The sequence below is a fragment of the Acinetobacter sp. UBA2063 genome (assembly GCF_002333245.1).
Taxonomy (GTDB): Bacteria; Pseudomonadota; Gammaproteobacteria; order Pseudomonadales; family Moraxellaceae; genus Acinetobacter; species Acinetobacter parvus.
Genome location: NZ_DDAH01000264.1, coordinates 1 through 12,397, shown reverse-complemented (window position 1 = coordinate 12,397; position 12,397 = coordinate 1). Strand labels below are relative to the sequence as shown.

Here is a 12,397-nt window from a genome sequence, read left to right as displayed (position 1 = left end):
CCTATGTTAAGGGCTCATTGATTTTATTGACTTTAAACCTGAGCAAGCGCCTGTTCAAGGTCGGCAATCAGGTCATCAACATGCTCGATACCAATGGACAAGCGAACCAAGTCTTCACTGACCCCTGCCGATTTAAGTTCCTCCTCATTGAGCTGGCGGTGGGTGGTGGTTGCTGGGTGGCAGGCCAGACTTTTGGCATCCCCAATATTCACCAGACGTGTAAATAGCTGTAATGCATCAATAAAGCGAGTGCCACCCTCCAGACCATCCTGTACCCCAAAGGAAAGGATCGCAGATGGTTTCCCTTTCACATATTTTTGTGCCAAATCATGCTGTGGATGGTCTTTCAGACCTGCATAGTTCACCCATTTCACTTTTGGATGTTGTTTTAAGTATTCAGCAATTTTGATGGCATTTTCAGTATGGCGCTCCATGCGCAGGTTGAGGGTTTCCAGTCCCAGCAAGATCAGGAATACGCTGAGTGGGCTAATGGCCGCTCCAGTATTGCGTAAAGGCACCACACGGGCGCGAGCAATATAGGCGGCCGCACCCAATGCCTCAACATAGTTGACACCGTGATAGCTTGGATCAGGGGTATTCAGTGCCTTAAAGCGTTCAGGATACTCACCCCAAGGGAACTTGCCGCTGTCAACAATCACACCACCGATACTGTTGCCATGACCACCAATATATTTGGTGAGGGAATGGATCACAATATCTGCACCAAATTCAAATGGCTTAAGCAGGGCAGGCGTTGCTACGGTATTGTCCACAATCACAGGCACACCATATTCATGGGCAATTTTGGCATTCGCTTCCAGATCAATGATATTGCCAAGTGGATTACCAATGGATTCAACAAACACCAGTTTGGTTTTATCATCAATAATGGCGCGTAACGCGTCTGGATTTTGATAATCAAAGAAGCGCACCTCGATGCCCTGTTTTGGCAAGGTGTGGGCAAACAGGTTGTAAGTTCCGCCATACAGGGTTGAAACCGAGGCAATGTTGTCACCTGCTTCGGCAATGGTCTGAATGGCATAGGTAATTGCCGCCATGCCCGATGCCAGTGCCAGTGCCCCAATACCACCCTCCAGCGCCGCAATTCGCTGCTCCAGTACCGCCGTGGTGGGGTTCATGATACGGGTATAGATATTGCCCTGAACCTTTAGGTCAAACAGGTCTGCACCATGCTGTGTGTTATCAAAGGCATAGGAGGTAGTTTGATAGATTGGCACGGCCACTGACTTGGTGGTGGCTTCTGGTGAATACCCTGCATGAATGGCTAAGGTTTCATCTTTATAGGTCATGGTTACATCATCTACGTGAGTTAAATAATCATCGAGTGTAGCCCAAAATCTATCCAAAATATTGCATAAATTATGCGATTTTTAGCATTTTTATTCATATAGATGAGATGACGATAACGGTGTCTGTATTTTTCCTGGCAAGGTCTTTGCAACTCTGCAATGTCTTGAAAAAGAAAATCCTTTGTTCGGGACAAACAAATCCTATCTTAACTTCAAGTTGATCGGGTTTTCAGCGTATAATACGCCCGATTATTTTATTCGCTTTTTTGCGATGTATTGGTTTTTCAATTGAGGAGTCCTGCGTGGCCCAATATATTTATACGATGAACCGAGTGTCGAAAATGGTTCCGCCCAAGCGCGAAATCTTAAAAGACATCTCTTTATCATTTTTCCCAGGCGCAAAAATTGGTGTGCTTGGTTTGAACGGTGCAGGTAAATCGACCTTGCTCCGTATTATGGCTGGCGTAGACAAAGATTTCTCAGGTGAAGCCCGTGCCCAACCAGGAATCAAGATCGGCTATCTGGAACAGGAACCGCCACTTGATCCAAGCAAGGATGTTCGTGGCAACGTTGAAGATGGCGTACGTGAAGCACTGGATGCTTTAGAGCGTCTTGATCAGGTATTTGCTGAATATGCTGATCCTGATGCTGACTTTGACAAGCTTGCAAAAGAACAGGAAAAACTGGAAGCGATTATCCAGACCTGGGATGCACATAATTTAGATAACCAGTTGGAAATTGCAGCAAACGCCTTGAACCTTCCAGCATGGGATGCTGACGTATCTTTGCTTTCAGGTGGTGAGCGTCGTCGTGTTGCACTGTGTCGTTTATTGCTGTCTAAGCCAGATATGTTACTTCTGGACGAACCGACCAACCATTTAGATGCTGAATCAGTGTCTTGGTTAGAGCGTTTCCTAAAAGATTTCCCTGGCACCATCGTTGCGATTACGCATGACCGTTATTTCCTGGATAACGTGGCCGAGTGGATTCTTGAACTTGACCGTGGTATGGGGATTCCTTACCAAGGTAACTATTCTTCTTGGTTAGAGCAGAAGAATGCCCGCCTAGAGCAAGAAAACAAACAAGAAGAATCTTTTGCGAAAGCATTGAAAAAAGAACTTGAATGGGTTCGTTCAAATGCAAAAGGTCAGCAGAAGAAAAACAAAGCGCGTATGGAGCGTTTTGAAGAACTTAACTCACGTGAGTTCCAACAGCGTAACGAAACTTCTGAAATCTATATTCCACCTGGCCCACGTCTAGGGAATAAAGTCGTAGAAGTGGAAGGCATTAGTAAATCATTTGACGGTCGCCTATTGTACGAAAACCTGAGCTTTACTGTACCTCCTACAGCGATTGTCGGGATTGTGGGTCCAAACGGTGCAGGTAAAACCACACTGTTCCGTATGATGACTGGCGAACAGCAACCTGATACAGGTACGGTGACTTTGGGTGAGTCGGTTAAAGTTGCGTATGTCGGTCAGATTCGTGACACTTTAGATAACAACAAAACTGTTTGGGAGGAGGTTTCTGGCGGTTTGGATATCTTAAAAATCGGTGATTATGAAATCGCATCGCGTGCTTATATTGGTCGCTTTAACTTTAAAGGCCAAGATCAGCAAAAACGCGTAGGTGAACTGTCTGGTGGTGAGCGTAACCGTTTACAACTTGCGAAAATCCTGCAAATGGGCGCGAACGTCATCTTACTGGATGAGCCATCGAACGATCTTGATATTGAGACCCTGCGTGCGCTTGAGGATGCAATTCTTGTATTCCCAGGTACCGTCATGGTGGTGTCGCACGACCGTTGGTTCCTTGACCGTATTGCCACGCACATTCTGTCATTTGAAAATGAACAGCCAGAATTCTACACAGGTAACTATGCAGAATATGAGGCCTACCGTCAGTCACGTTTAGGTGAAGATGCGGCCCAGAAACGCACCAAATATAAAAAGATTACGGGTTAATTGCCCGTAAACTAAAAGAAACCAGCTTTCGGGCTGGTTTTTTATTGCCTGAATCGGGTTTTAAAATGCCAGCTCACTATAGGCGTGAGATAAATATCTTTTTGCTTCAGGATGTCCCTGACTGGCAGCGCGTTGCAGCCATTTTTCTGCTTTCTGATAATTTTTATCCAGACCTAGGTCACCATGCAGATAGCTGATCCCAAGCTTAAACGAGGCATTGGCATCACCGCGCAAAGCGGCACGCACAAAGTACCAGATGGCATTGCGGTCATTTGATGACACCACATAGGCATTTTCATGCAGATGGGTTTCATGGGCAAGATGCTCGAAAAATTCAGCGCGCTCAATTTCCTGATGGGCATCGGATAATTGCAAGGCAGGCATAAAGTTTTTTGGCAAGAGGTGTTGTAATAAGCGTCTAATATTCATCATTCCCACCCCTAAAATAATTGTTTTATCTTGCTAATATATGCCTGTTTTTGATTGGCTTGATATAAAAATTGTAAGAAAATTATTTTTGGCTGTGCTGTTTAATTGATTAAAAATAATACCGTTTCAATATGGCATGATAATTGGTATAAATTCTGTTTTTGTAATTGTATTACATGATACTTAGTTGCTATAGTGACGCAAATTTTGAACAGTTGATGAAGCGTGCGCCGTTCCGCCGTATGGATGACCCTTTTGCTAAGTTTGTTCATGTTCCAGAGTCTCTGGAATGTGGCGGCGGCTTTTTGCGGTCATGAAACGGTTGGCCAGTCGAATGGCCTGCATCACTTTGGGCATCATGTGGTCGATACCTCCTCCTGTGCCGCACTACATCAGCATACTTCTGAACATACTGCATCCAATGGTTCAGTACCAGTTAGCCTGCAAGATCACCATGACCATTTGCCTTCCTGTTTTCATGTGTTGGTGACTGAACAGCAACAACTGCTTCAACCGATTCTTCAAAACCAGCAATTACAACCACAATATCACTGGTTCAATGCCTATCAGTCGCCTGATTTAACTAGATACCATCCGCCTCCTGTATTGACCCCGCTATAGGTGGGGTAGCCGAAAAATAGCCCACCGCAACCTTATTTATTTGCGGGGCTTTCTATGTCTTTAAATTTAAATCAGCGTATTGATGCTCTTAAAAAGCATACGCTTAAACATCATGTCTGTGTAGCATCATCAAGATACTCAGTTTTGGCTATCGCTTTATCTGCGGTGGTTCTTAGTCCATCGATCACCGCAAAGCCCTTGCTGGATGTCAATCAACCCTCAACTGTTGTTCAGGGAACTAGCAGTTTTGAACAAGTTTTAGCGCAGGTTCGCGCCTATCAGAACCAGCAAGCCAGTTGGCAGGTTCAGCAACAAATGGCAAATGCTCAACTAAAACAAGGTGGTCTCTGGACTAATCCCAGTATCTCGATTGAACAGACGGGTTTGCAAAGTGATCAGGATCAAGAGCTTGCCATTGGTATTTCACAGCCATTAGATCTATTTGGTCAGCGTCGAGCAGCACAAAAAGTTGCTCAACTTTCCTCAACACAAGTTGACCTTGAACAGCAACGTTACAATGCAGAGCTTGATTTGATTGTGCAATACGCATGGTCGCAAGTGGCGTTATTCCAATTAGAAAAGTCATTGATCGCAGAACAGTTGCAAGTGAGTCAGCAAAATTTAGATGCCACTTTAAAACGCTATCAGGCCGGTAGTATTGCTCAAGTTGATGTCGAACGTGTGCGTATGGCTCATTTAGAGAATCAGCGTATTTTTCAGCAGGCTGATTTACAGCTGCAAGTCGCACAGAAACAATTAGCCAGTTTCTGGGGCAGTGATGCGAATCAATTTATGATTGCACCAACTGTCAATGAGCTTTGGGCAAGAGCCACAGCTGTGAAGACTGATGAACAAAACATTGAGAATTTGTTTGAGCGTAGTTTGCAATTAGAAACACAACGTCAACAAGCCAATATCGAGCAGCTCAAAGCAAAATCTCGTCCTCAGCCGATTATGACCTTAGGGGTGAATCGGACTCGATCAGCAGATCAAAACACTGAAAATCAAATTCGTTTAGGCGTTGCGATTCCTCTTAATATTTTTAATCCACAAAAATACGGTATTCAGATTGCAGAGGCCAAACAAACACTGATTCAACAGCAACAGCGTTTCTACCGTCAACAAAACCAGATGGATATCGATGTTCGTCTTGCAGAATTACGTGGCTTACACATGCAATTTAAACAACTGAATGATCAGCAGGTGCCCTTGGCAACCCAAGTTCAGCAAAAAACCTTAGAAGGTTTTCGTCTTGGTAAATTTGCTGTGACTGACGTGCAGCAAGCGACCACCCAATTACAAGATGTTCGCTTGCGTAAAGTACAACTCCTTAAACAAGCATGGCAGTTGAGTGTAGAAGTTCAAAGTGCGCGTATGGGTCTTCCTGTCGAGCAAATCACAGCCAAAGATGCACTGATGCAATTGAATCAACGTGTTTGGCAACAAAGTAACGCTTTCCCAAGCCAAGTCGGAGAATAAGAAATGAATATCAAACAAAAAACACCTTCTCAGTGGCTTTGGATTGTGGTGATTGCCGTACTGACGATACTTTTGGCAGTCGGACTATTGTGGAATAACAAGAGCAAAACTGCTGAAAGTGCTGCACAGGGTGAACAAGAACATGCTCATCAGGAAAGTGAAAAAGCTGAATCTGCTCATGATGAAAATGGCGAGGAACATGAGGCTGAAGAAAGCCTTAGTTTAACCGCAGAGCAAATGCAGCAGCATCGTGTCAAATTGGCACAAGTGGCATTGGGTGAAGTGAATCAGGTTCAAACTTTTCCTGCAAAATTGGTCGTGAATACAGATCGGCAAGCGCATGTTTCACCAAGTTTTGCTGGTCGTGTTGAATCGGTCTACGTTGAGTTGGGTCAGCAAGTGAAACGTGGTCAGGCTTTGGCAAATCTGCTTGTTCCTGATTTGGTGGATCAACAGGCCAATTTACAAATTGCCCAGACCAATCTGGAGCTGGCAAAGCAGGATTATGAGCGTGAACGTAGTTTGTGGTCGCAAGGTATTTCTGCCAAACAAGATTATCAACGTGCCTACAATGCTTATCGTCAAGCACAGATTCAGGTGCAGGCAGCCCGTTCGCGTCTTAGCGCCTTTGGTGCAGCTTCTGGTTCAAATGGTCGCTATACCTTAACCGCACCCATCAGTGGTGTGATCAGTAATAAAGACATTGTCATTGGTGAAAATGTTCAACTTGCAGATCAACTATTTACCATTGATCAGTTAGATCAACTTTGGTTGGAATTTGTGTTGCCGACTATGGCAAATATCAATGTACAGCCCAATCAGCAGATTCGATTTAAATCACTGCAAACAGGCAATCTGTTTAATGCCCAAGTCCAAAGTTTAACGACTGAAGCCGATGCACAAACAGGGCGTTTACAAGTACGTGCTAAAGTTTTGTCAAATGCAACTGAATTACGTCCAAACTTGATGGTGAATGTAGAGCTACAAGCAGGCTCAAAACAGTCGGCTATGCGCGTCAATGCACAGGCGATTCAACAGGTTGAAGGTAAAGATACCGTTTTTGTTGCAAAAGCAAATCAAAAAAAAGGCTTTGATTTTGTTGCAGTACCTGTGCAAGTTGGACAGCGTACCCAAGATGGACAATGGGTTGAAATTACCCAAGGTTTAACAGCAGGTCAATCTTATGTGGCTGAAGGAAGCTTCTTGCTGAAATCAGAGCTTGAGAAAGGAGAGGCTGCGCATGGACACTAATTCCTCTCAATTGCCGAAGCCAGAGGGCTTATTTGATCGCATTATTCAATTTGCGATCCGTAATGCGATTTGGGTCATGTTGTTTGTGATGACGTGGATTGCAGTTGGTATTTGGAGCTATCAAAAGCTTCCGATAGATGCAGTTCCTGATATTACCAATACTCAAGTACAAATTAATACCCAAGCGAATGGTTATACTGCCTTAGAGGTAGAGCAGCGGATTACCTATCCGATTGAAACGGCAATGGCAGGGATTCCTGATCTGGAACAAACCCGTTCGATTTCTCGTTATGGCTTATCGCAAGTGACCATTATTTTTAAAGATGGCACCGACATTTACTGGGCAAGACAGTTAATTAATCAACGTTTGCAAGAGGCAGACGGACAATTACCAGATGCGGTTGATCCTGTGATGTCTCCCATTTCTACGGGGCTTGGAGAGATTTACCAATGGGTGGTCAAAGCTAAACCCGATGCAAAAAAACAAGATGGAACACCGTATAGTGCGATGGACTTACGAGAAATCCAAGATTGGATTGTGCGTCCACAATTACAGCGTGTTAAAGGTGTGGCTGAAATTAACAGTATTGGCGGCTACAACAAAACCTATATTGTTTCACCTGATTTAAAGCGTTTACAGCAGCTTCAAATCTCCTTGCCAGCGTTACAAACTGCGTTGCAAGAGAACAATGAAAACCGAGGCGCAGGTTTTATTGAGGAAAATGGACAACAACTAACGGTACGTGTGCCGGGTATGCTTAGTACAGTTGAGGATATTCAAAACATTACTGTCTCGGTTAAAAATGGTCTACCCATTCGTGTTGCAGATGTGGCTTCAGTGGCGATCGGACATGATTTGCGTACAGGTGCTGCCACCTATAATGGCGAGGAAACCGTGCTTGGCATCGCGATGATGATGATGGGTGAAAATAGCCGTACGGTTGCCCAAGCGGTTGATAGCAAGATCAAGGAAATTCAGCTGACTTTACCCAAAGGCGTTGAAATTGAAACGGTTTATGATCGTACCAGTTTAGTCAATAAAGCCATTAAAACTGTTCAAAAGAACTTGGTTGAAGGTGCGATCCTCGTCATCGTGATTCTCTTTGTGTTCTTAGGTAATTTTCGTGCAGCTTTAATTACTGCCTGTGTCATTCCGCTTTCGATGTTGTTTACATTAACAGGAATGGCTGAGCAAAATATTAGTGCCAATTTGATGAGTCTAGGCGCATTAGACTTCGGGATTATTGTCGATGGTGCGGTAGTGATTGTCGAAAACTGTATTCGACGGCTCGCAGAAGCCCAACATCATGCAGGGCGATTATTAACAAGACAAGAACGCTTTAAAGAAGTCTTTTTGGCAGCCAAGCAAGCACGTAAACCACTCCTGTTTGGTCAGGCCATTATTATGGTGGTGTATCTACCCATTTTTGCTTTGACAGGTGTAGAAGCGAAAATGTTCCATCCAATGGCAATGACGGTGGTAATGGCATTGCTGGGTGCGATGATTTTGTCGGTGACTTTTGTTCCAGCGGCTGTGGCGTTATTTATTACAGGTGAGGTGAAAGAAAAAGAATCTCGTTGGATGCAAGCGCTAAAAAGAAAATATCAACAAATCCTAGATTGGGCATATCAATTTAAGATGGTGGTTGTGACTTTAGCGGTGAGTATTTTAGTTTTGACTGGTGTATTGACCACGCAAATTGGTAGTGAGTTTGCACCACAATTGAGTGAAGGGGATTTTGCTTTACAGCAAATGCGCTCTCCAAGTACAGGTTTGGAACAATCTTTAAGAATGCAGGAAAACACTGAAAAACTAATCTTAAAGAATTTCTCAGAAGTTAAAGCTGTTTTTGCTCGAACAGGTACGGCTGAAGTTGCAACGGATGTAATGCCACCCAATATTTCCGATGCGGTGATTTTATTAAAACCACGAGATCAGTGGGAAAATCCAAAGGAAACTATTGATGAGTTACGGACACGGATGCAGGCATTTCTGGAAAATATTCCAGGCAACAACAGTGAGTTTTCACAACCGATTGAACTACGTTTTAATGAATTGATCTCAGGTGTACGTAGTGATGTCGGGATCAAAGTCTTTGGCGATGATATGGATGTGCTGAATACTCAAGCACAGACAATTGCGCAACAAGTCCAGAAAATCTCGGGAGCGACTGCAGTTAAGGTTGAGCAAACGACGGGCTTGCCTGTACTCAATGTCGATATCAATAATGCACTTGCAGCGCAATATGGCTTATCTGTGAAATCGATTCAAGATGTTGTTGCAGCGAGTGTCGGTGGTCAGAATGTCGGTCAGATTTTACAAGGTGACCGCCGTTTTGATTTTGAAATCCGTTTACCCGATGAACAACGCACAGCACAGAACTTAGCGCAGTTACCTATTCAATTGCCGAATGGTGGTTTGATCCAGTTGCAAGATATTGCCAAGGTGGAAACCATTTCAGGTATGAATCAGGTCGGACGTGAAAATGGTAAACGTCGTGTCATTGTGACTGCCAATGTGGAAGGGCGTGATTTGGGTTCATTTGTGCAGGAGTTACAGGCCACACTGAAACAGCAACCATTACCCGCAGGTTATTGGCTGGAATATGGCGGACAGTTTGAAAATCTGGCTTCTGCGGCCGCGCGAATGCAAATCGTCATTCCTTTGGCCTTGATCACCATCTTTATTTTATTGATGGCGGTGTTCCATAACTTTAAGGAAAGCTTTTTGGTGTTTAGTGGCGTGCCATTTGCCTTATCAGGTGGTCTGGTTGCGCTGTGGCTGCGTGATATTCCACTGTCAATGTCAGCAGGTGTTGGATTTATTGCACTCTCTGGTGTCGCAGTACTGAATGGTTTGGTGATGCTCAGTTTTATCAAAGAGCTTCGTGAGCAGTTTAATGTACATAAAGCGACATGGCAGGGGGCGATTCTCCGATTACGCCCCGTTCTGATGACTGCCTTCGTGGCATCTTTGGGTTTTATTCCCATGGCAATTGCCACAGGCACAGGTGCAGAAGTACAACGCCCATTGGCAACGGTAGTGATTGGTGGAATTATTTCCTCTACCTTACTGACGCTGTTGATTTTACCTGTAGTGTATCGTTGGATGAATGAATCTGCACAGCCTGATCAATCGTCATAGATTGAGGCATCTTATCTATAGACGTATGCCTTACTTTTGAGGGATCAAAAGTAACAAAAATCCTTTGTTGAGCTGATGGAATATCCCTATACCACAGCTCAACGGGCGGCATCCATGCCGCCGCCCCACGGTAGTAAATTGAAGCGAGATAGAGATATCGTAGTCAGAAAAGATATTCGAATGTATAAAATGATAAGGAGTCTAATATGAGTGGACATCAAGGGCATGATCATAGCCATGCCGCCGTCACTGAAGGCAATGCGAAAAAGTTAACCATTGCGCTAATACTGACCACTACATTTTTAATTATTGAATTTATAGCGGGTTTAATCACGCAAAGTTTGGCATTACTTTCTGATGCAGCGCATATGTTTACCGATGCGGCAGCACTGGCAATTGCATTGGCGGCGATTCAAATCGCCAAACGCCCCGCGGATAACAAACGGACTTTTGGCTATCAACGCTTTGAAATTCTGGCGGCATTGTTTAATGCCTCCATGCTGTTTTTTGTGGCGATGTACATTCTTTACGAAGCCTACCAGCGTTTTACCCAGCCGCCTGAAATTCAAAGTATAGGCATGTTAGTGGTCGCATCAATTGGATTGGTGATTAACCTGATCTCAATGAAAATTTTGATGTCGAGTGCAACTGAAAGTTTGAACATGAAAGGTGCTTATTTAGAAGTGCTCAGTGATGCTTTGGGTTCCGTGGGTGTCATTATTGGTGCGGTGATCATCTATTTCACCAACTGGTATTGGGTCGATACCATTATTGCAATTGCGATTGGTTTCTGGGTGTTGCCAAGAACATGGATTCTGCTTAAGCAAAGTATTAATATTTTGCTGGAGGGTGTGCCTGAAGAGGTGGATATTGAAAAGCTGCGTAATGACTTACTGGCGCTGGATGGCGTTGAAAGTATCCATCAATTGAAAGTCTGGGCGATCACTTCAAAAAATATTCACCTGACTGTACATCTGTTCGCGCCAAATGCTGACCGAAAACAGCTGCATTATGCCGCAGCAGAGATGCTATCGCACGAGCATGGTATTGCCGAGGTGACCTTACAAATAGAGGATGATGCAGAAATGAATTGCCAGCATACGCATCAACATGATGAAGATGAGGAACATGGTCATTCACATCAGCATTAAGCTGATGTGAAACCCAATTCTTTTATGTGGTTCAATTCTGCCATTGGTGATTGCAGTCACGGCATTTCCAGTGCTTTTGCGCCTGCATAAAGGCCTGCATGGAGATTTTAAAATCTGGCAGATCACGCCAGAACAGAACACCTGCAATTACACAAACACCAAATACTGCAACGGTTGCGATTTGCAGTGTTTGTCCTGCACCATGACCAAAAACCCACATCCCAACACTGATCAGCACCAAAACCAGTAAAATAAAAATGGCGGGAACGAGAAGCACCAGGCTTTTTGGTACGCTGGGACGAGGGCTGTTGGCACCCTGACTGACAGGCATAATTTTCACGCTTTGACATTTAGGGCAACGGTATTGCATAGAGGATTCCTATAGTGTTTTGGCTATTTTAGCGAAAATTATGCAAAAGCAGAAATGGGAGAATTTTAATTCCCTAAACTGCGTGCAAAGTTCAAAAGCCGCTGCTGTCTCTCATGATCCTGATGATCAAAGATGTTGGTCAATTCAGCGAATTCTTCGGTATCGGCATAAAAATAAGCTAAGGGTACATCCAGAACCTGAGCAATTCTTTCGGCTGTATTGTACTCAATGGTATGGATGCCATTTTCGTAGCGGCTGATTCTAGCACTGGGACAGGATTCATCTAAACCAATGGTAATGCCTAATTGTTCTTGTGAAATTTTTTTGAATTTACGTGTTGTTTTTAATCTTCTACAAAATCATGCTTTTGTATCTTCAATCATTCCAGCATGCCATACATTGTAAAAGTTACGAAATTCGTATATTTAATGTTGAATGTTTTTACGAATTGCGCAATATTGCGTTTTACGTAGATTTTTACCATTTGGATTTTTATGAAAACAAGTATTTTAACGATTGGCATGTTATTGATGATTGGAGCTTTTGTTGGTTGTTCATCAGCGCAACCGATGTGGCGCAAAGCAGGTGTTACACCCTTTGATATGAATAACGCTTTGGCAAAATGTCGCTATGAAGTAAGAGCTGCCAAAGTTGAGCAAAATGAAAGAAATGCAATG

The 12,397-nt window shown here is 43.8% G+C and carries 10 protein-coding genes and 1 pseudogene; 7 read left to right on the top strand and 4 right to left on the bottom strand.

The window, feature by feature from the left end; all coding sequences use genetic code 11:
- Positions 1-32 precede the first annotated feature (32 nt).
- Positions 33-1,310 (bottom strand): O-acetylhomoserine aminocarboxypropyltransferase/cysteine synthase family protein, encoded by a 1,278-nt coding sequence (locus B4H32_RS12445; RefSeq protein WP_286803336.1) that lies wholly within the window; start codon positions 1,308-1,310, stop codon positions 33-35.
- Positions 1,311-1,612: 302 nt separating this feature from the next.
- Between B4H32_RS12445 and ettA the strand changes: the two genes are divergently transcribed.
- A complete protein-coding gene (ettA, locus tag B4H32_RS12440; protein ID WP_004683454.1) occupies positions 1,613-3,274 on the top strand; it encodes an energy-dependent translational throttle protein EttA in 1,662 nt (553 codons plus the stop codon).
- 60 nt (positions 3,275-3,334) lie between these two features.
- On the opposite strand, the gene B4H32_RS12435 is transcribed toward ettA, so the two are convergent.
- Positions 3,335-3,712, bottom strand: a complete 378-nt coding sequence (locus B4H32_RS12435) for a tetratricopeptide repeat protein (RefSeq protein ID WP_414630970.1) — start codon at positions 3,710-3,712, stop codon at positions 3,335-3,337.
- Between the two features lie 216 nt (positions 3,713-3,928).
- On the opposite strand from B4H32_RS12435, the gene B4H32_RS12430 reads away from it, so the two are divergent.
- The 5 genes from B4H32_RS12430 to B4H32_RS12410 all read left to right on the top strand — a co-directional run bounded on the left by B4H32_RS12430 (position 3,929) and on the right by B4H32_RS12410 (position 11,350).
- Positions 3,929-4,324, top strand: a complete 396-nt coding sequence (locus B4H32_RS12430; RefSeq protein WP_334113453.1) for a cation efflux protein, CzcI-like — start codon at positions 3,929-3,931, stop codon at positions 4,322-4,324.
- A 54-nt stretch (positions 4,325-4,378) separates the two neighbouring features.
- On the top strand, positions 4,379-5,803 hold the full coding sequence (locus B4H32_RS12425) for a TolC family protein (protein WP_286803331.1): 1,425 nt from the start codon (positions 4,379-4,381) through the stop codon (positions 5,801-5,803).
- A gap of 3 nt (positions 5,804-5,806) precedes the next feature.
- Positions 5,807-7,054, top strand: a complete 1,248-nt coding sequence (locus B4H32_RS12420) for an efflux RND transporter periplasmic adaptor subunit (RefSeq protein ID WP_286803328.1) — start codon at positions 5,807-5,809, stop codon at positions 7,052-7,054.
- Entirely contained in the window at positions 7,044-10,199 is a 3,156-nt protein-coding gene (locus B4H32_RS12415; RefSeq protein WP_286803326.1) for an efflux RND transporter permease subunit, read from the top strand. Before B4H32_RS12420 ends, B4H32_RS12415 begins: the two co-directional genes overlap by 11 nt.
- A 206-nt stretch (positions 10,200-10,405) precedes the next feature.
- Positions 10,406-11,350 carry a cation diffusion facilitator family transporter gene (locus B4H32_RS12410; protein ID WP_286803324.1) on the top strand — a complete coding sequence of 315 codons (945 nt, stop codon included), beginning with the start codon at positions 10,406-10,408 and terminating at the stop codon, positions 11,348-11,350.
- A 31-nt stretch (positions 11,351-11,381) separates the two neighbouring features.
- Here B4H32_RS12410 and B4H32_RS12405 read toward each other — a convergent pair whose 3' ends face one another.
- The gene (locus B4H32_RS12405) at positions 11,382-11,720 is read right to left on the bottom strand and encodes a hypothetical protein (RefSeq protein WP_004683442.1); all 339 of its coding nucleotides are present in this window, start codon (positions 11,718-11,720) and stop codon (positions 11,382-11,384) included.
- 65 nt (positions 11,721-11,785) lie between these two features.
- Positions 11,786-12,061 (bottom strand): annotated as a pseudogene (locus B4H32_RS12780) (helix-turn-helix domain-containing protein); the annotation flags it as partial.
- Between the two features lie 153 nt (positions 12,062-12,214).
- On the opposite strand from B4H32_RS12780, the gene B4H32_RS12400 reads away from it, so the two are divergent.
- On the top strand, positions 12,215-12,397 hold a 183-nt coding region (locus B4H32_RS12400; protein WP_286803321.1), incomplete at its 3' end, for a hypothetical protein.